Annotated in this window: 20 protein-coding genes; 14 read left to right on the forward strand and 6 right to left on the reverse strand. The window is 48.6% G+C overall.

What is annotated here, in order from left to right:
* The first annotated feature begins 16 nt into the window (after positions 1-16).
* The 3 genes from FHS16_RS00485 to FHS16_RS00495 all read left to right on the forward strand — a co-directional run bounded on the left by FHS16_RS00485 (position 17) and on the right by FHS16_RS00495 (position 3,436).
* On the forward strand, positions 17-790 hold the full coding sequence (locus FHS16_RS00485) for a phytanoyl-CoA dioxygenase family protein (RefSeq protein WP_183557374.1): 774 nt from the start codon (positions 17-19) through the stop codon (positions 788-790).
* Positions 791-1,020: 230 nt separating this feature from the next.
* The gene (locus tag FHS16_RS00490) at positions 1,021-1,812 is read left to right on the forward strand and encodes an alpha/beta hydrolase family protein (protein ID WP_183557377.1); all 792 of its coding nucleotides are present in this window, start codon (positions 1,021-1,023) and stop codon (positions 1,810-1,812) included.
* A gap of 268 nt (positions 1,813-2,080) precedes the next feature.
* The gene (locus FHS16_RS00495) at positions 2,081-3,436 is read left to right on the forward strand and encodes a dicarboxylate/amino acid:cation symporter (protein ID WP_183557380.1); all 1,356 of its coding nucleotides are present in this window, start codon (positions 2,081-2,083) and stop codon (positions 3,434-3,436) included.
* Between the two features lie 248 nt (positions 3,437-3,684).
* Here the strand turns inward: FHS16_RS00495 and FHS16_RS00500 are convergent, their stop codons facing one another.
* Entirely contained in the window at positions 3,685-3,963 is a 279-nt protein-coding gene (locus FHS16_RS00500) for a hypothetical protein (RefSeq protein WP_183557383.1), read from the reverse strand.
* 51 nt (positions 3,964-4,014) lie between these two features.
* On the reverse strand, positions 4,015-4,311 hold the full coding sequence (locus FHS16_RS00505) for a DUF3055 domain-containing protein (protein WP_183557386.1): 297 nt from the start codon (positions 4,309-4,311) through the stop codon (positions 4,015-4,017).
* 239 nt (positions 4,312-4,550) lie between these two features.
* On the opposite strand from FHS16_RS00505, the gene FHS16_RS00510 reads away from it, so the two are divergent.
* Positions 4,551-5,549 carry an HRDC domain-containing protein gene (locus tag FHS16_RS00510; protein WP_183557389.1) on the forward strand — a complete coding sequence of 333 codons (999 nt, stop codon included), beginning with the start codon at positions 4,551-4,553 and terminating at the stop codon, positions 5,547-5,549.
* 48 nt (positions 5,550-5,597) lie between these two features.
* Here FHS16_RS00510 and FHS16_RS00515 read toward each other — a convergent pair whose 3' ends face one another.
* The gene (locus FHS16_RS00515; RefSeq protein WP_183557392.1) at positions 5,598-6,611 is read right to left on the reverse strand and encodes a zinc dependent phospholipase C family protein; all 1,014 of its coding nucleotides are present in this window, start codon (positions 6,609-6,611) and stop codon (positions 5,598-5,600) included.
* Between the two features lie 167 nt (positions 6,612-6,778).
* Here FHS16_RS00515 and FHS16_RS00520 point away from each other — a divergent pair, with 167 nt between their 5' ends.
* The 8 genes from FHS16_RS00520 (at position 6,779) to FHS16_RS00555 (ending at position 15,012) form a co-directional block, all read left to right on the forward strand.
* Positions 6,779-7,240, forward strand: a complete 462-nt coding sequence (locus FHS16_RS00520; protein ID WP_138752488.1) for a chemotaxis protein CheX — start codon at positions 6,779-6,781, stop codon at positions 7,238-7,240.
* Between the two features lie 77 nt (positions 7,241-7,317).
* Positions 7,318-8,091, forward strand: a complete 774-nt coding sequence (locus FHS16_RS00525; protein WP_183557395.1) for an SDR family NAD(P)-dependent oxidoreductase — start codon at positions 7,318-7,320, stop codon at positions 8,089-8,091.
* A 26-nt stretch (positions 8,092-8,117) separates the two neighbouring features.
* Positions 8,118-9,554, forward strand: a complete 1,437-nt coding sequence (locus FHS16_RS00530) for a DEAD/DEAH box helicase (RefSeq protein ID WP_183557397.1) — start codon at positions 8,118-8,120, stop codon at positions 9,552-9,554.
* A 114-nt stretch (positions 9,555-9,668) separates the two neighbouring features.
* Positions 9,669-10,907 carry an S-layer homology domain-containing protein gene (locus FHS16_RS00535; protein WP_183558451.1) on the forward strand — a complete coding sequence of 413 codons (1,239 nt, stop codon included), beginning with the start codon at positions 9,669-9,671 and terminating at the stop codon, positions 10,905-10,907.
* A 430-nt stretch (positions 10,908-11,337) separates the two neighbouring features.
* Positions 11,338-12,051, forward strand: a complete 714-nt coding sequence (locus FHS16_RS00540; protein ID WP_183557400.1) for a hypothetical protein — start codon at positions 11,338-11,340, stop codon at positions 12,049-12,051.
* A gap of 152 nt (positions 12,052-12,203) precedes the next feature.
* Positions 12,204-12,962 (forward strand): cytochrome c biogenesis CcdA family protein, encoded by a 759-nt coding sequence (locus FHS16_RS00545; protein WP_221226223.1) that lies wholly within the window; start codon positions 12,204-12,206, stop codon positions 12,960-12,962.
* A 53-nt stretch (positions 12,963-13,015) separates the two neighbouring features.
* Positions 13,016-13,765, forward strand: a complete 750-nt coding sequence (locus FHS16_RS00550) for an ABC transporter ATP-binding protein (RefSeq protein ID WP_183557403.1) — start codon at positions 13,016-13,018, stop codon at positions 13,763-13,765.
* Positions 13,765-15,012 carry an ABC transporter permease gene (locus tag FHS16_RS00555; protein ID WP_183557406.1) on the forward strand — a complete coding sequence of 416 codons (1,248 nt, stop codon included), beginning with the start codon at positions 13,765-13,767 and terminating at the stop codon, positions 15,010-15,012. Before FHS16_RS00550 ends, FHS16_RS00555 begins: the two co-directional genes overlap by 1 nt.
* 92 nt (positions 15,013-15,104) lie before the next feature.
* Here FHS16_RS00555 and FHS16_RS00560 read toward each other — a convergent pair whose 3' ends face one another.
* Positions 15,105-16,400 carry an aminotransferase class I/II-fold pyridoxal phosphate-dependent enzyme gene (locus FHS16_RS00560; RefSeq protein WP_183557409.1) on the reverse strand — a complete coding sequence of 432 codons (1,296 nt, stop codon included), beginning with the start codon at positions 16,398-16,400 and terminating at the stop codon, positions 15,105-15,107.
* 206 nt (positions 16,401-16,606) lie between these two features.
* Between FHS16_RS00560 and FHS16_RS00565 the strand changes: the two genes are divergently transcribed.
* The gene (locus FHS16_RS00565; RefSeq protein WP_183558453.1) at positions 16,607-17,392 is read left to right on the forward strand and encodes a helix-turn-helix domain-containing protein; all 786 of its coding nucleotides are present in this window, start codon (positions 16,607-16,609) and stop codon (positions 17,390-17,392) included.
* Between the two features lie 171 nt (positions 17,393-17,563).
* Here the strand turns inward: FHS16_RS00565 and asd are convergent, their stop codons facing one another.
* Positions 17,564-18,352, reverse strand: a complete 789-nt coding sequence (asd, locus tag FHS16_RS00570; RefSeq protein WP_183557412.1) for an archaetidylserine decarboxylase — start codon at positions 18,350-18,352, stop codon at positions 17,564-17,566.
* A gap of 81 nt (positions 18,353-18,433) precedes the next feature.
* Positions 18,434-19,198, reverse strand: coding sequence for a TspO/MBR family protein (locus FHS16_RS00575; protein WP_183557415.1), 765 nt, complete (start codon positions 19,196-19,198; stop codon positions 18,434-18,436).
* Positions 19,199-19,357: 159 nt separating this feature from the next.
* Here FHS16_RS00575 and FHS16_RS00580 point away from each other — a divergent pair, with 159 nt between their 5' ends.
* Positions 19,358-19,654 carry a hypothetical protein gene (locus tag FHS16_RS00580; RefSeq protein WP_183557418.1) on the forward strand — a complete coding sequence of 99 codons (297 nt, stop codon included), beginning with the start codon at positions 19,358-19,360 and terminating at the stop codon, positions 19,652-19,654.
* The last annotated feature ends 43 nt before the right edge of the window (positions 19,655-19,697 follow it).

Raw genomic sequence — 19,697 nt, forward strand, 5'->3', positions numbered from 1 at the left:
ATTAAGGAGAATGAGGATGTCCGTCAATGATAATGCGCAATTTTATAAAGAAAATGGGTATTTGCTGGCGCGAGGTGTCTATAATGAAAGCGAAGTTCAAGAAATGAGAGCTGCGGTCGAGCAGATCGTTAAGCGGGCAGCATTGGCGCAAGCGGATGACAATCATGCCTGGCAGGGTGATTTCTTGCCGCCGGAGCAGTTGAAGAAGCTTGTGCTGAAAGGGTTCCATGATGTGCATTATCATGATGCGGCTTTCACGAGAGCGGCGATTCATCCACGGATGGTAGAGGTATTAAATGACCTTATCGGTCCGAATGTTCAACTGCATCATTCCAAAATGCTCGTTAAGCCTCCAGCTAACGGTGCTGCGTTCCCTATGCATCAGGATTATCCGTATTTCCCGCATGCCAATCATTCCATGCTGGCTGCCAGCGTCCATTTGGATGATGCGGATGAAGAGAATGGCTGCTTGGCTGTCGTGCCAGGCTCGCATTTGCAGGGACCGCTGCCGCATGTTGGGAAATACTACCTCAATCATAAGGAGCATCCGATTTCCTCGGGTAAGCTTTGCCCGGCCAAAGCGGGCGATGTGCTGTTTTTCAACTATTTGACCATCCATGGCTCGGATGTGAATCGCAGCGAGAGAACACGCAGAAATATTTTGTTCCAATATCGTGATGCCGACGATAAGCCAACCGAGCAGGTGCATTTTGACTGGGGCATGGGGCTGATGGTAAGCGGCGAAAATCGGGATTTCCTGAACGTAAAACCAAGCTTCGAGTTGAAATAGGCATTTGCAGACAATAACTCGTAGGAAGCGCGTAACAACAAACTGCCCATATTAACGTTGACAAAATGAAAGGCAGTTGGTAATATTTGAATATAACCAAGTAATTCTATGCGATATTATGCATTTGGTTTAATGATGATCTCATATGCTTTCATACGACCGTTAAAACGGAGGTGTCCTTTTCTAAAGGATAACCTCCGTTTTTTATTCAGAATGGAGGAGTGGTAAATATGGCGGAGAAAACGATCGTGTCAGAAGTTTTTGAGATTAGGCTTAGCGAGCAGCTCCTTTTGCGGGGGAAGGTAAAGACGCTTGAGGGCGAGGGAGCGAGGCCTGTCGTTATTGTCGGGCATGGCTATAGAGGTTTTCAGGATTGGGCATTCTGGCCGGAAGTAACGGACCAGCTGGCTGAGAGTGGGTTCTATACCATAAGCTTTGATTTCTCTCGAATTACGGCAAAGGAAGCCGGAGGCGATGAGGCCGTCATCGCAAAAGCGAGCACGGTCTCGCAGGAGCTTGCGGATCTGGATGTTATCCTTCAGCACGTGAAACAGAAGCTGCTGCCGCATAGCGAACGGGCTGATTCTAAACGAGTTGCACTGATCGGCCATAGCAGAGCGGGCAGCAGCAGTTTAATTCTAGCAGCCGAGCAGCCAGCGGATGTGCAGGCTGTCGTCGTTTGGAATGGAGGAGCGGCACCTTCCGGTGCTGCAGCAGAACAGCAGGCAACGCTGCTTCAGCAGACGGTGGCGGAAGACGCGGAAGCCAATAAAGCTCGCTTTAACGTACTGGAGCATTTCGGATCATTGAAGCAACCGGTGCTGCTGGTGCAAGGAAGCAGCGATAATGAACGGCTTCTAGCGGTTAATAAGCAGCTTAAGGAAGCAAATCCAGAGCAAACCTTCGTTTCCATTGAAGGCGCTGATCATGTGTTCGGTGTACGGCATCCTTATGAAGGCACGACGCTATATTTGTCAGAAGCATTGCAAGCTACTTTGAGCTTTCTAGACAAAGTTTATTAATTGCTTAATAGGTTAACAAAAGACGCCGCACAACCGGTTCGTTTCGGTTGTACGGCGTCTCTTGCTGTCTCTAGGCAAGCAACGATAGTTGAAGGGCGATTTGGGTGTTGCAGCTTTGCAGAAAATTCATATTGACACAAAGGAAATGGTGGTGATATATTGTTTTGAGTAAAGCGCAGTAACCTTATCGGAATTATATTTAATTAATTTCAAAGTTAATTAGTGCGTTGCTTGATAGAAAATAGACAGAAGGGAAGATTGTCGCATTATGGAAAATAATTTATTAACGGCGCTTGAAAACAACTGGATTACGCTGCTCGTTTCAGCGGTGCTTCTTGGCGGGCTTTACTTTCTAGCTAAGAAACGTGTCGGTTTCGGTACGAGGGTTCTAGTCGCGCTTGGGCTTGGATTGGTTGCGGGCATTCTATTCAACAATTTTGAATTGGAAACGGAAGGCGTAGGCACGATTGGATCGATCTACATTAACCTTATCCGAATGATCGTTATCCCGCTCGTGTTTGTTCTTGTCATCAACAGCATTATCTCGATAACAAACATTGAGTTTTTACGCAAGCTGAGTGTGAAGACAATTGCTTGGTTTTTAGCTACGACAGGCGTAGCGACGATTATCGGGCTGCTCGTTGCATCTGCTATTAATCCAGGAGCTGGATTTGAACTAACGACTCCTGAAAACTTCGAAGCTCGTGAAGTACCGAGTTTTTTCAAAGTGATACTGGATCAAGTTCCATCCAATCCAATTAGCGACGCGGCTGAAGGGAAAGTTGTGCCTATTCTCATATTCGCCCTTTTCATCGCGGTTGCGATTGTCAAGGTAGGAGCCAAAAACCCGGATTCCGTTCAGCCTTTCAAAGCTTTTATTCAATCCGCAACGGTTATTTTGCATCAGGTCGTTAAATTTGTACTTCGCTTTACGCCATATGGCGTGTACGCTCTGATTGCGGTTATGGCAGCCAAATACGGCTGGGAAACGCTCGAGCCGCTGGCTATGCTGATTGCTGTAAGCTATATCGCTCTTATTCTTCATTTCATATTCGTATTTGGCGGCTTGGTGACGTTTGTTGCAAAGGTTAATCCGCTGAAGTTTTTCAGAAAAGCATATCCGACGATTGCAGTTGCGTTTACGACGCGGAGCAGCTTTGCAACGCTGCCAATCAACTTGGAAGTAATGACGAAACGCCTGCGCATATCGCCGAAGATTGCGAGCTTTGTGGCTCCGCTTGGGGCAACAATGAATTTTAACGGCTGCGGCGGCGTGTGGCCGGCGGTTGTGTCCGTTTTCGTAGCTCAGGTTTACGGCGTGGCACTTACTGCAACCGATTATGTTCTTATCGTAGTTGTTAGCGTCATATCTTCAATCGGCGTTGCGGGCGTTCCTGGTCCGGCATCCATTTCGACAACGGTTGTTTTGACGGCAGTTGGTCTCCCGCTTGAAGGGATCGCGCTTGTAGTAGCCGTGGAATCTCTTATCGACATGGGACGTACAGCGGTTAATGCAACCGGTACGACTGTAACCGCATTGCTTGTTGCGGATTCCGAAGGAGAATTTGATCGCGAAGCGTTCAATCGTGGAGACGAGGACGACTTGGAGCTTAATCCAGCTTAATGTTAGGATCGATTAAACCGCTGCCAGCATGTGCTGGCAGCGGTTTTTTAAAATATAGGAAAGTATATGATTTCGCCAACTTTCTCTATATTTCTACGCGAAACGTAAGCTTAGCCGCCAGAGGATGGCTTCAGCCGTTTACGCTTGTCTCTTTTATTAGTCCAAGCGTAGTATACAGGAAGGAGCCCGAATTGAAAAAAAGCCCCAGCCAAGCACGCTTGAAGCGTGTGGGCAGGGACGATGTGCAATTATGGTTCGTCGTGCACTTCGGGAAAGGAATGGTCGTATTCGTCTTCACCGGGATAATCTCGCGGCATTCCGTCGTGCAGGGCTCTATTCTCGTAGTTAAAACGGTTTGGTGGCCTTTGGTCTATTCGCCAAGGCGTGCTTTTGCCCAGCGATTCCATGAGTAGGTCAGAGCCATACGGGCCATCCGGAAATTCCTCCGGAATCAGGTCGTTGCGCTGCGATTCTACCGTCGAAACATCGGTATACGGCTGGCGATTTTCTTTCATAAATCGATCCATCAGCAGACTCCTCCCAAAACGGTATGTTATTACCATTTCAGTGTACCCTGATTAATCGGTAAAATGCACCGTTCCGACAACAAAGTACAGAAACTGTGCGAGCTCGGAAGCTTCTTCTTCCGTCAGCTTAAAGGTATGTTCCAGATAGCCTTCTTCCTCCAGATCGTCGGGGCCGATAATTGCGGTTTTGCCAAACTGCAGATCGGTTATCAGTTTCTTTCCATAAAAGCGGCTTGTCGAAGTGATGGCAAGATCAAAGCGCTTCAGACTCGGGCCGATAAATGTTACATATCGGGTGGAAGTCTCTTCCGTTGAATCGGACATAAAATCAAAATCAGGCAACAGCATGTTGTATGGCCTCCACTTCATTAATACAGTCATTATACAATAACAAAATGCTTGTAATAAAGAAATCATTATGATAGCATGAAGGCAATCGAATCATTGAACGTGGAGGAAGCACCTCCTTTGCCCTAGGGCAAAGGAGGTGCTTTTTTTGTTTTACGGCATTCCCTCTTTCATTTGAAGCGGCTGCCCCCGTTCAAGCCATTCGCGAATTCATGACTTATTGGAGGATTGAGGATAACATGCAAATCGTATTTTTAAACACGTTCGAGAAACCAACCGTGGAACAAGAGATCGTAAGCGCGCAGCTTTCCATCAGCGAAAGCCAAGGCATTTGGTCCGTACATTGGATGGAAGGCGAGGATGAGAGCGGGAGTCCGCATACCTGGTTTGAGGGAACGTCATGGGAGGAAATGATCGTAGCCTTTCGGCATGGGATTGCTCGGGTTATGGGAGAAGGCTATGCGCCTGTTATCGATGGCATGCTGGATGATCGCAGACCCTCATCGGGCAGCTTCGTGACGATGCTGCAGTGCTACGGCGAGCTTAATCACAATCCTGATCTTTTCCAGAAGCTTCGCGAATGGCGGCGTGCCACAGCAATCGCAGAGAAACGATCTGCATATCTTGTTGCAACGAATCGCATGTTGTGGATGATCAGTACATTCATTCCGAAGTCAGAGGATGAATTGTCTCAGATTCCTGGATGGGGCAGTGCGAAGCATGCCGCCTATGGTGCTGAAATGCTCGCGATCATGGAGGAAACGGAACGAGAAACGTCCTTCCCGCTGCAATGGGTAGCGGAGAAGCTGGATACAGGCATATACACACAGTGGCTGTATAAGCAGAAAGAAGCAAAGTACAAGACGCAGATGGATCGGCAATTGGTTAAAAAGCACATTCTAGCGACTGTGCAGCAAGGCGGATCGCTTGATCAGCTAGGTTCTGAGCTGGAGCTCTCCAGACGAGAACTGATGGACCGGATCGAGCAGTTGGAGCAGGAAGGCTATGATATGGATTCCTTAATTTCAAGGGAACTCCATTCCGTATCGGAGGACGAGCAGATTCTGGTATGGGAGGCGCTGTCACAGGTCGGAGATAAATATTTAAAGCCGGTGCTGCAGCAGGTGTATGGAACAACGGAGGCGTCGCAGCTAGGTAAGCCGGTTGATGTATTATATGAACGCTTGCGTTTGATTAGGCTGCGCTTCCGGAGAAGCTTGGCGAGCAAAGCTGTGTAACCGAACGGGGAACTGAATCGATTGGTGCTGATAACAAAGGCGTCTTCGCTAGGAAGACGCCTTTGTTATCCCTATTTGATCAGGCCAGACAGTCTCTGCGAATCGAATGCGTGTATCAGACTCGCATGAAAGCCCGGTTTCATAAGAGCGGTTGCTGATAATGGCAATTGCTTGCTCACGCAGCTCGCGCACGGATGAACGATCCTCCTTCGTTAGCTGAGGGCCCTCGTGAGCTCTTAGCCAAACGAGGATAGCGCGAATGACCTCGACACCATCCAAAATGGCATCCTCCCATAAGCTCCATGCGCTCCCGTGGTTGTAGGAAGTTCCGTTTACCGGATCAAGCCAAGGCTCTTCTGCTACGTTTAAGACATCAAAGGGAAAGGGCTCCTTCTTAAAGACGAAGGGTTCAATTTGGCCGAAAGTGAGCGTCCTTTTTATTCCGGTAGGATCGTGGAACAGGCGCTGGGCAGCTATGAAGTCGCGGCTTGCTTGATTGAAATCTTCCCGCTTGATCATTGGCGCAAGATCGCTGTAGTAATTCGAAACAATGGACTCGAACGCATCCAAAACAGGCGAAGGAAACGCTCCGTTAATATCCACGTATTTCCAGACTGCGGTTTTATTCGTTTCGACTCCCCACAATTCTCTCGCAATGATCGTATCCATCATGATCTCAAAACGTTGATGATCCCATTTGCGAAAACCGGATTTACTGAAAACATAGGGGTGCATATTACGGTCTAGGACATGATGGAGAACAAAACCAAGTGTGTATAGGATAGAGGGATCAGGACTTTTAGGGCAGGCTTTCCTTCCATTGACGCTATCAAGCAGCTCGAGTAGGACAGGGCCGCAGGAAAAATTATGCATTTCGGTGCCCAAACGGTTTAAAGCAACGCTGCGCTGCCAAGGAAAGAAACGGTGATAGAACAAAAAATCAGGTCCTTGACAACCCAAATTAAACATGTTTTTATGCTCCTTCAATTGAAGAAGCTCGCTTTCACCCAGTTGTTCAAGCACAAGCTGTCCAAATATGAAATGAGCCCATACGTTTGGCAAGCAGAGAACCCTCCAGTCATTACGGCAGTTTACCGTTTTCGAAAAATAAATATAGTTCTTTAGGTATATATATTTTTTTTATAGTATACTTGTCCTAATGAATTAAGTATAATATAAATTAAACAAGACAAACCGCGAATTTTGTCGAAAAGGAGCGTATCTTCATTATGAAGGCAGAATACATTAACCCGTTTCTTGAATCCGCAAAGATCGTGATTGAACAAGTCGTTCAAATACGTCCTGCGACCGGTGAGCTTGGTCTAAAGGATATCAAGTTTGTAGAGAACTATATTTGGATTCAAATTGGACTCAATGGACAGATGAACGGAGACATTGTATTCGGGCTAAGTGAAGAAGTAGCTATGAAAATGGTTTCTGCGATGATGGGCGGATACGTAATTTCTGAAATCGACGAAATCGTGAAAAGCGCTATTTCTGAGCTCGGCAATATGATTAGCGGGAATGCCAGTACCATGTTGTTTAATCAAGGAGTGCGCGTCGACATTACGCCGCCGAAGGTTATCCAATCTGCGCAATCAGCAGGCTTCACTGCGCAGAAGGCACTTACCATTCCGCTTATTATGGATGGAATCGGAGAGCTTGACATCCAAGTTTTAATCGCATCTTAGCACAGAAATGGCTCCTTAGGGAGCTTTTTTTGCGTCTGTAGAAGCAATCAAGTAAACTTGTAAATGGGTGATGTTGGATGTTAAAGGATAAAGTTATATTCATCTCAGGAGCATCGAGCGGGATCGGGGCGCTAACGGCTATCAAACTAGCGGAACGCGGTGCAATACCCATTCTGACCGGCCGGAATGTCGAGAAGCTGAAAGAGATTGCCATGAGCATAAAAGGCAAAGTCTCTTATTATCAAATGGATGTAACCGACAATAAGCAAGTGCAGCAAACGGTCGAAGCCGTCATTGCGAAATACGGTAAAATAGATGTGTTGTTGAATAACGCCGGATACGGACAATTTGAGCCTTTCGCGAGCATGCCTGTCGACCATTTCGAACAAATGATGAATACCAATTACATGGGCGTCGTGCGGTGCACAAAAGCAGTTATTCCGCATATGGTGAATCGCGGAATCGGGCATATTGTTAATATCGCATCACTGGCAGGAAAGATTGGCACAGCCAAATCAACCAGTTATACGGCTACGAAGCATGCGGTGCTCGGATTCACGAATTCGCTTAGAATGGAGCTTCGCGGAAGCGGCATACAGGTGTCGGCCGTTAATCCAGGCCCGATTGATACGCCTTTTTTCTCCCTGGCTGATCCTTCCGGCTCTTACGTGAAAAACGTCAGTTGGTTTATGATGAAGCCAGAGTATGTAGTCGATCGGATTGTGAAGCTGATTGAACGTCGAAAAGACGAACTGGATCTACCTAAAAAAGCGGCAGTCGCCATCAGACTCTACCAACTGCTGCCGCGCACGATTGATCGGCTCTTCGGCGGTATGCTGAATCGAAAATAAAGGTCTATTTGAGAGAGGATTAAAGAATGAGTAAGCACACTTGGAATGAGATTGGTATTAATGAGCTGCTTGAAAGCAAGCTTGCGGCGAACGGGATTTTGGAACCGACAGATGTTCAAGCAGAGACGATTCCGATTCTGCTCGGAGGAAGCGACGTATCAGCAAGATCCCAGACTGGCACGGGCAAAACGCTAGCCTATTTGCTGCCAATGCTGCAAAAGCTGAATTCGTATTCGAATGCGGTACAAGGCGTCATCCTTGCTCCCACACAGGAGCTGGCCATGCAAATTGTACGCGTTGCGGAGATTTATGCGGAGCCGCTTAATATTCGCGTGCAACAGCTAATAGGAGGTGCGGCGCTAAAACGTCAGGTTGAGAAGCTTAAGCTTCGTCCTCAGCTTGTAATCGGAACGCCGGGACGTATCCATGAGCTGCTCAAAATACGTAAGCTTAAGCTAACCGACGTCAATAATGTCGTCGTGGATGAAGCGGATCAAGTTTTCCAGCTGGGCTCCACAAAAGAAGTCGAAGTGATTCTTCACAATATGGGCAAGGGGCGGCAAATCGCATTTTTCTCGGCCACATACCCGGATCAAATGGCTCGGTTCGAAGGGCGCTGGATGAAAAATCCGGTGCGCATTCAAATTACGCCGGAGCATAGGGTGTCTCAAACGATTGATAATTATTTCGTAGTCAGCGATAAACGCGATAAGACGGATACGGCACGCCGTCTCGTGCGTTTGCTGAATCCTTCGTCGGCATTGCTTTTCTTGAACGATACCGACAACATCTCCAACTGGGAATCGAAGCTCAGCTATGAGGGCTTTACGGTCGAGGCCCTTTACGGAGATGCCGACAAGCAGCGCAGAGCGGCGACGCTAACTCGGTTTCGCGAGGGCCGCTGCCAACTGCTGCTCGCTACCGATGTCGCTGCAAGAGGCTTGGATATTGAGGGCTTGCCACTCGTTATCCAGCTGGATCCAGCAGCCGATGCGGACCATTACGTTCACCGTGCAGGCCGTACGGGACGTATGGGACGAGCTGGGACGGTCATTTCCATCGTCATGCCGCAGGAGCTGTTTATTATGGAGAAATTCCGCAAGCAGCTTGGCATCGATCTCTCGGAGAGAACGATGTTCAGAGGCAAGCTTCTGTCTGCGGAGGAGCTGAGGGAAGCCACTCGCCCATTCGCTGCACGGCATGAAGCGAAGCTGGCTGAACGCTCGGAAGTTCAGTCCAAGCGATTGCAGGAGCGCAAGGAGGCGCCGGAAGCAGCAACTGCTCCGGTCAAGGAAACAAAACTTGTTGAGGTTCATGCAGCAACGGCGGCTCCTAAACCGAAGGCCGCAGCGAAAGCGGCTCCCAAGCCTTCTCCAAAGAAAGTGGAACGCAAGCGCGAAGGGAAAAACAAAGGCGCGCCAAAATGGTTGAAAGCCAAGCGCGAGGCCGAAAAAGAAAAATAAAATAAAAAAAATGGATAGCCACCCTCTTAAATCGAACTGCCTCCCCCGAAACCTATGGGCGAAGGTAAAAAATGCGGCAAAACCCGCAATCGAAAAAGGAGTGTGGCTTTCTTGATGAAACAAACGATGTGGAAAAAGACAGCAATATCCTCGCTTGCGCTGCTTATGCTTGCAGGCGGAGCAACGTCAGCTTTTGCAGATGGCGGTGGCAAAGGCAAAGGGCAGGGAGGCGGCCGTGACGACGATAAAGGCCGTCACGAGGATAAGAATGACAAGAACGATAAAGATGGTGACTATAAAGTAACATGGAACTTTGAAGACGAGGACGACCTGAAATGGGCTATGGAATACATTATGCGGCTTGCATCAAAGGGTGTATTCACCGGTTATGAAGACGGGACCTTTAAGCCGAACCAAAAAATTAGCCGAATTGAAACCTTGACTGCGGCGGTTAGATTGATGGGGCTGCGCGCGCAAGCAGAATCGACAGAAGAAATGAACACTGACCTGCAGTTCAAAGATGCTGACAAAATCGAGAAAAAATATCCGTGGGCTGTCGGCTATGTAGCGGTAGCACTGGAAAACGATCTGTTCTCCGAGTCGGAAACGGAAGTGAAGCCGGAGGCGAACGCAACAAGATTGTGGTCTACGATCCTGCTCGTAAAAGCGCTTAAATTGGAAGATGAGGCGAAAGCGCTCAACAATACGAAGCTGGACTTTAAGGATGCGAAAGAGATACCGGCAGGCTCTGTTGGCTATGTCGCTCTTGCACTCAAAAAAGGCATCATCACCGGCTACGATGACAAGCATGGCAAAACATTCCGTCCGAATCAGCCGGTTACCCGCGCAGAGCTGGCGGCTTTACTGGATCGTACAGATACAGAGATGCCGGATCAGGATGCACAAGCTATTACGGGCACGCTCAAAGCAGCTCCAGAAAGCGGCAAGCTGACTATTGTCAAAGCCGACAAGTCCGAAGCTGCGCTTGCTATTGATTCGAACGTATTTATTTTCCGCGATGACAAGAAGGCTCCTCTGAGCGCATTGCGCGCAGGCGATGAGGTTCTTGTCCGCACCTATCAGAACAAAATCGTATTTATAGAGGTAACGAAATCCGCTCCTGTGGTAACGGCATTCTCGGAGCTAGGCGTTATTAATTCACTTACATTTAATGCGCAGGCGAAGCTTGCGACGATTTCCATCTCGCGGGTTGAGAATTCGCAAACCGTTATGCTGACGTATAACGTGGATGCCAATGTAACGATTGCCGGAGATGCTTCGCTGTTGAAGCCAGGACAGCTGGTGTTGGTAAAAGGCGATAATGCCTTGGCAAAAGCAATTGAAATTAAATAATGATTATGAAGGAGCATCATCGCAATCGATGATGCTCCTTTTCATTTGAAACGTAATAAAGGAAGCGGAAATGGCGGGAACATTAGGCGATATTACAATTCCGACAAAAACGATGGGATAAATTAAAATAATCGTTGACATGGCATTCTTTGGGTAATAGAATAAACATGTAATCAAAATGCGTTGGCTAACCATTTTGTAGGATGACAAAAGAAGAATAATCTACTGGACCACCAGAGATTCGATGAGCGCGCCATGAGGCGGCTTGTTGAGTCTCCTTTTTTTTATCCAAGCAAAGTTAAGCAAGGGGGAAGAACACAGGCCTTTTAAACAACATTTGTATTTCTCAAAAGGGTTGCACCAAACAAGCATGAATGTAACAACAATAAAACGACGCTCACGGAGCGAAGCGAAAGGGATATTCACACACATGAAAAAACTGACATTAACATTGATCTCCGCAACGGTAGCTTTCTCGGCACTAACTTACGTAGCTGTATCTGCGAAACAAGCCCAAGGAGCTCCGGTTCCGAAAAGCAGCACCGCTGTTACTGCTCCCGTACAAGAAGAAACGCCTGCAGTGATTGACACGGCAAAGGTGAAAACAGCAGCAGTCGTTGAAGAAACGAAACCGCAGGCAGACGCTGCCGTTGTAGCCGTAGAAGAGGCTGCTCCGCAGGTAGAAAAAGCAGTGGAAGCAGCAGCAGAACCGAAAGCGGACGCAAGTGCCGGCCAAAAGAACTCCGCAGCCAAAGAAGTTAAAGCTGCAGCTGTAGTGAAAGAAACGGCACAGCCAAAAGCAAGCGAACCGACAGCCAAACAAGAAACAGCTAAAGCTGCTGCACCTGCACCTGCAGTAAAAGAAGTGAGCGCGCCGAAAGCGGCTGCGACTGCGGCACCGGTCGTTAAAGAAGAAAAACCAGCAGCTGCTGTGAAAGAAGAAGTGAAAGCAGCGCCTGTAGTGAAGGAAGAAGTAAAAGCCGCTCCGGCTGAAACGGCACCAAAAGAAGAGAAAAAACCAGTTACAATTATTAAAAAAGATGCGGCGCAGCCTAAAGCTCCAGCTGCCTCAAGCTCATCCTCCTCGTCAGGCTCCTCTTCGGCACCTGCTGATTCCGGCACGGCCGTAGAAGAGATTTGCTAATCTGTAATGACAAGATGAAGCATTGTTCGATTAATGTTTTTTAAAAAGCTGTATACAGGAGAATGGGCGGCCGATACCGCCCATTCTTTGTTTTTTACGACCTGCCTAGACTAGAACGCTTCTTGACGAGATTTCATATAGGGGGAAGAGGGTTGGACTATTTATTGGCTTTTTCGGCGGGGCTGCTGTCTTTTTTGTCACCATGCGTGCTTCCGCTCATACCTGTTTATTTAAGCTACATCATTGGCTCCTCGCTTCCGGAAATGGATTCGGGTAAAGCAAAATTAAACGCAGGCGCCAAATCGGTATTTTTTATTATCGGTTTCTCACTTGTATTTATAGTATTAGGCGTTTCCGTAAGCTCGATAAGCAAGCTATTTGCCGGTCAAATGGTTCTGATCAGACAGGTCGGAGGCATCCTCATTATTATTTTTGGATTACATATGATTGGTCTGTTTAAAATTAAATTTTTGTATGCGCAGAAAAGGTTTATGCCTTCCGCGCCTGCTAATAAAACATGGAACTCGTTTTTGCTAGGCATGGCGTTCGCAGCGGGCTGGACGCCTTGCATCGGGCCGATTCTGTCAACGATTCTAATCTATGCGGGCAGCATGGACACGATTGAGAAGGGGGTATTGCTGTTAGCCTTGTATTCGCTTGGCATGGGTCTGCCTTTCTTTCTATCGGCGCTGCTTGTTGATCGCCTGACTCTTTATTTGAAAAAGTTATCTAGGTATATTCCAGCTATCCATTATCAGCGGCTTCATCCTGCTTGCGATGGGCATTCTCGTCCTAACCGACAAGCTGGACATGATCAACCAATCGTTCAGCATCTTTGGTCAATAAGGCGCATGCATTCGACGGCTGTTCTAGGAACCGAAAACATTGTTTTTTTGATATTGGCTCCATAATTCGGTATGCTGTTAAATAGCTTATACCAATTTGCAATGTTGAAGGTGATAGAATGGAATCCATATTAAAGGTTAGCGGATTAACCGGGGGCTACAGCCCAAGAAGACCCGTGCTGCACGATATTACCTTCGAGGTAAAAGCAGGGGAAATGATTGGGCTGATCGGGCTTAACGGCGCAGGAAAAAGCACGACGATCAAGCATTTATTAGGTCTGATGAAGCCGCAAACCGGCGAAGTGCGAATTGACGGCGTGACCCTAGAGGAGGAAACAGAGCGTTACCGATCCGCATTTGCTTACGTTCCGGAAACGCCAGTGCTGTTCGATGAGCTGACAGTGGAGGAGCATTTGCGCTTAACTGGCATGGCTTACAGCGTCAAGGATGCTAATTACGAGGAACGGGTGGAAGAGCTGCTCAAGCAATTCCAAATGGTGCCGAAACGCAAAGCATTTGCTTCCCATTTGTCAAAGGGCATGAAGCAGAAAGTGATGATTATGAACGCGCTGCTAGCGGAGCCGCCTTTGTACATTATCGATGAGCCTTTTCTAGGACTTGATCCGCTCGGCATTCGCTCCTTGCTTGAGCGGCTTGTTGAGGTGAAGGAAAAAGGCGCAGCCATTCTTATGAGCTCGCATATTTTATCCACCGTGGAAGCCTATTGCGATCGATTTATCGTCATGCACCATGGGAGAATCGTTGCGATTGGCACGCTGGAGGATGTCAGAAGGGCGGCGGGAATGGAGATGCGCGGCGGTTCGCTGGAGGATGCCTTCTATAAGCTCGTTACAGGAGGCAATGCGTAATGGACAATGATCGGACGCTTGGAGCGTTATGGCATCGCCGGGGGAAGGCGTTCCGTGAGGAAACATTTCCGTATTTTCGCTACATGGGGCAGAGCGGCTTTCCTGCTTTTATGTCTTTGTTCGTTATTTCCTCGGCTATCGGTTATATCGGATTAATTCGAAATATGCCCGCTGATTTCCCTTTTGCCGCGGTAGGCATAATCGCATTGACGCTTGTGCTGTGCTGGAGTCCGCTTCGAACCTGGCTCGCTGCCGGCGATACCGTATTTCTTATGCCGAGGGAAGCGGAGATGAATGGATATTTACGATTGTCGTTCCGTTATACGACGATAGGCTGTTCCGTTCTGGCAGCAATCGTATTTCTTCTGTATTTGCCTATTTACTCACAAGGTCCAGCGCTTAACGGGGCATGGATGCTTGCTGCTGTTGCTGCGGGCTTGAAGGCTGCCAATGTATGGGGAGCATGGAAAGAGCGCCAGATGAGCTGGCCGGGCATGAGACGGCTTCTTCGCGCGCTGCGCTGGGCGCTGACGGCTTTAACCCTTGCAGCTTGGCTCACTAGCGTACTATGGCATGCGGCTGTCTTTACGCTGCTTCTCGGAGTTCTCTACATGATGCTCTACAGGCTGCCAAGCAAGCATCGTTTCCCATGGGAGAGGCTTATTGACGAGGAAGCGCGGACGCGGAAACGCTATTATGCTTTTTTCGGACTATTCATTGATGTGCCGACGCTGCCATCGAGCATAGCCAAACGTTCCTATTTGACTTGGCTGCTCCGTATGATCCGCTATACGAATCGCCATACATTCGTTTTTCTCTACTCGGCATCGTTGATGAGAACAGAAATGGGCGGCATTATCGTTCGGCTGCTCTTCCTCGGCTGCTTGATTACGTATTGGTTTGCTGAGGCGGTTTCGCTGTCAGGGTACGGGAGCGTCATCTCGTTCGCCGTGTTTATGGGCTTGATAGCCGTTCAATTAGGCGGGCTGCGGCATGTCCATCGCTACTCGGTATGGAAGCATGTATACCCGCTACCGGAAAAGCAAAGAATCGATCAATCTCTAAAGGTAGATCGATTCGCTATGCTGCTGTGCACGGCGCTGCTTTGGCTGTTCGCGGCGCTACCTCTTGCTTTGTCAGGCGTGTACATGCCTTCGATTGTCGCAGCAGCGCTTGCAGCTGTCTATCTGATGATTCGACCAGGCCGCCTGCGGAAGAAGCTTGCGTTAGAAGAGGAAGAAGATTGATGGCGCTTTAAAGTGGAAATCATAACAAAAACGTGCTCGAGAGGTTGTCATTGGACAAGCTTCGAGCACGTTTTTTTGTAAGCAAGTTGTTATTATGCGATTAATTCATTGACGGCTTTGAATATGGTATCGAACAATTCTTCAAGATTTTCTTCTTCTATGCAAGAGAAAGCAACGCGCAGATCCGTTTCTCCGAGCGCAATCGTACCGATGCCATATTGATTCAACAAGTGAACGCGCACCGCTTCTGCAGTAACGCCGCGTAGCTTCAGGCACATGAAGTAGCCGGAGTTAAACGGATAGTAATCCCAAACGTCGCCATAGCGGCCGCTGTCGAGCAAATCTTTGACGCGGTTGGCGCGGCCTTTCATAATATCGTATTTCTCCGCTTTCTGTGCTTCAAAATCAGGCGATGTCAATGCGCGCAGCACGAATGTTTGCGAAGGATGCGGACCGCTTGAAATCGTTGCCCGGATAATACCTGTCGTTTTCTGCTCCAGTGCGGCAAGAACGGCTGCTGAGGCAGATGCATAGGTGATAAAACCTACGCGGAAGCCCCAAACGTACTCCTCTTTCGTTGCTCCGTCCACCTTAATCGCAAGAACGCGAGGATGAAGATCGGACAGCTTGGCGAACAGCGACTCATGCAAGGAATCCTCGAAGAACAAGCCGAAATAAGCGTCATCGGTTACGACAACTACGTTAATACCGGCTTCAGCGGCATCACGGATCGCAGCGACAATTTCATCGCCTTCTTCAACTCCTGGCGTGTAGCCTGTCGGATTATTCGGGAAGTTCAGCACCACGATGGCTTTTCCTTTGTCCTTCTGAGCGAGCAATGCCTCGCGAAGACCCGCGCTGTTGAAACGGGTTTGTTCATTATAGAGCGGGTATTCCACGATCTCGGCACCGCGGCGGATTCCGAATGTAAGCTCGTAGTTTTCCCAGTTTTTATTTGGAATAATAACGGCGTCGCCAGCGTCCGCGAATAAGTCGGCTACGATGCTTAAGCCGTGGGTCAAGGCATTGGTTACGACAGGATTGCCAAAGCTCTTGGACTCAAGCGACGGATTGTCTTGCATCATTTTGGTGCGCCAAGCAGCGCGAAGCTCGGGCTTCCCGCCGGGCGGCGCGTATTCATATATATCTTTCGGATTGTAAGCAGTGAGCGTCTCTTGAATAACCTTGAGATGCATGGGCTGTCCGCCTTCTGTTGCAATTCCGATCGTTGCGTTAAATTTAGTTGCTTTCGTTTTCGCTTCGGCGGACTGACTGAGTATGCCCTCCTTCGGGAAATAAATCGCTTTGCCTAAGGTTGACAACATCGCATAGACGTTCGGACTCTCCGATTGCAACGTCTCGTTTAACTGCTGAGCAAGTGGGTTCATGGACTTTATTCCATCCTTCCGAAATCATTCATTTGAATTGGGTATTATTAGGCCTGAGCCGTTTTCGCTTGTCGGGTGCTATTATAACATTTTTTCGGAGCTGCAAACCATTCTCAAAGCAAATTTTTTCGTAACTTTATGCGGCTTGCGCAAAACTTTGCAGCTGTTGTATGATGACGGCATAGATTTGTACAGGAGGTTGCATGATGCTGCACATTTCGCCGGACTCTTTCGTACTACTGCCTGCCTTTGCCAAGATCGTATGCGAGCCTGGCTGGAGATGGGCGAGACGTGAGAAGCCAATGGCTAATTTTGACTTATTCTATGTATGGAGCGGCGAAGGGGAAGTTGAGGTTAACGGTACCCCTTACGAGGTCGGACCGGGAAGCTGTTTTTTATTCCGCCCCGGCGATTATACAAGCGCTACCCATAATCCTCAGCGCCCGCTCGTCTTATCCTATATTCATTTTGCAGTAAGCGAAACGATAGAAGCGGTACCGAACCGTTACAGGCAGTTGCATGATACCGTTGATTTTGAATATATGCTCTCGCGATATGTCAGGCTGTTTCTCGTACAGACGTATGCGGCAGAGGAAGAAGCGCAGCTCGTTCTGAAGCAGCTGATGATTCATCTGCTTAGGGAAGACAAGCAGCTCCCCGTCGAGAAGAAAGCAAGCAATCAACTCACGGAGGCCATTCACGAGGTAGCCAACTTTGTTCGCCAGAACCCGAGCATTGCGCATCGCGTAGAAGACTTGGCCATGCGTGCCCAGCTTTCGCCCCGGTATTTTTCGATGAAATTCAAAGAGCTGATTGGAATGTCCGTGCAAACCTACATGATCCGCACCCGAATTGAACGCGCGCAGCATTTGCTGATGCATGCGGGGATGAACGTAACGGAGGTAGCGGATGCGCTGGGGTATCGCGATATCTTTTTCTTCAGCCGCCAGTTTAAGCAGTATACGGGGCGGAGCCCGTCAGAAATTAGATAACAAGCACAAGGGATATCCTAAGAGCCCTCTTGGAAATGTCAGTGCCTGCTTTGTTCATAAATAGGGGATTAAAAAGAACCTTCGGCTCCACTTGTAGTGGTGTCGAAGGTTCTTTTTGTGTACGTAATGGACTAGACCGTTATCGTTGTTCTTGGGGAAGCTGCTCTTGCTTTATTCCTCGTGGAGGGTGCCAAGCGGCTCGCCCATTCTGACCTTTGCGCCAAGCAAGCCGTTCTCTCGCGGCGTGAAGGTGCTGTCCTCAAGCAGCAGAACGACAGTGGAGCCGAACTCAAAGTAGGCCAGCTCGTCGCCTTTATGCATCTCTTCTGTAAGCGGCTGCACATATTGAATGCTGCTGACGTTCATCGCGCCGACCTTAACGACTGCGACCTCTCCTGCCGAATGCTGCATATAAGTGATAAGCCGCTCGTTTCGGCTTAATACCCGGCGCATATGACGGAGACCAAAGTCGTTAACGGGATACACTTTGCCCGCAATATGCTCGCGTTCAACGATGCGCCCGCTTACTGGGGTATGAATGCGATGGTAATCGGTTGGACTCAAATAAAGGACTAGGTAATAACCGTTCATGTAATTGGCCGTACGCGGCGATCGGTTAAGCAGCTCATCGATCGTATAGTCCTGTCCCTTAACATTGACAATCGTCCCGCTGTTTATCTCCCCAGCGCCCGTAATGAGCGCGTCTACCGGGCTTACTAATGCATCTGTGCCTTCGTGGACCGGCCGGAGTCCCGGTTTTAGCCGACGGGTGAAAAACTCATTTAGCGTTTTATATTGAGACAGAGGCATTTCTGCTTCCTCCGTTTTTATGCCGTAAGCTGCGGCGAAGCGTGAAATAAATCGGCGGCTGGCAGACGAATGCGCCAATTTGCCAGTGATGCGGGATATCCACTTGCGAGAACTTAATTCTGTCATGGAACGAAGCAGCCATTTCATCATACGTGAACCGTCACGTCCTTTCCTGCTTGGGCCAATCGTACTGATACCCAACACACAGTGTGACATATCCGGTTCTTTTTTTCAATATGCTGCCGCTTTCCTTTTATTCGCGATGATTAGAACATACACAGCAGTTGCTGCCAGAAGCGCCGCGAGGATAAAAGCCGCTAAAGTGACATCGGCTTGCTGGCCGCCCTTGACGGCGATGGCGATGAAGGACCAAATAAAAACAAGGATAAACGCAGGATCAAGGTAGGCGAAACCGATCGTAACGGCGAGCAGTGTGGCGATGACAAGTAAAATAATCGTCCATATGACGTCTGACAGGCCAAAGCCGTTCCAGTCGGTCGCAGACAATGCAACTGTAATGTTCACAATTGTAGCGGTGCTGATCCAGCCCAGATAAATACTGAATGGAAGTCTAATGAGGTAGCGCTCGCCCCATGTGGGTGCCTGCTTCCCCTTTCTCACTGCCGTATAGATCGAGACAAGCGAAAGCAGGAGAGCCAGCATGACGAATACGCTGCTGCCTAGTTTTTCGTAATGCCATACGAGAATCCAGGCTACGTTCAGCAGGCAGCTGATTAGAAACCAAGGTCCAATTCGCTGAACGATTTGGCTGTTTGCGCCTTTCGGGATTAGCTGATAAGCAACGAAACCAATGAGCAGCAAATAAATGACCGACCATATCGAGAATGCATAAGGTGCTGGGGTAAAGAGTACAGGATATTTAGCGGACAACTCGCCTGTCGTTTTGTCATTGATTGGAAGCCACTGTGCTAGCCCATTTACGATTAGCACGGCAGCGAGACCAATGGTATTCAACCATCGAAAGCTGTTTTTCATAGTCGATCCCTCCATCATTTCATTGTTTGCTAAAGCTTCTTGTATCATATGTAAACCATTCCGCCTCCATTTATTCACGTTTCCTGAATAGATGATGGCGGGAGCGTAGTTTAAGGCGGAAGCAAATAACCGATCCTGTCACTAGAGGTGATGATCAATATGATGATCTTGATTGGTGCCGCACTTGCAGCCGGAACAGGTTTGCTTGTGTGGATTAGCAGACAAAGCGGTATGGCGAGCCGAATATTTGACGGCATCGCGGTTGCTGCTGCTTTTTTGTTTTTTGTAACTGCGGCCGATGCGTTGGCACAGACGCTGCTGCATGATACGGTATTTATGACTGAGGTGCACCGCGTGCTCGCTAACCCGGTCTTCTTAACAAGCGGAGCCTATCTCGGGCCATATGTGATGGCTAGAATTGCGGTGTTGCCGGTCTATTTGTTCGGCCCTAAATAGTGCTGCAGGCTTGCGGATAATTCATGAATTCCAGTATGATAAG

This window comes from Paenibacillus endophyticus (genome assembly GCF_014192395.1).
GTDB lineage: Bacteria > Bacillota > Bacilli > Paenibacillales > Paenibacillaceae > Pristimantibacillus > Pristimantibacillus endophyticus.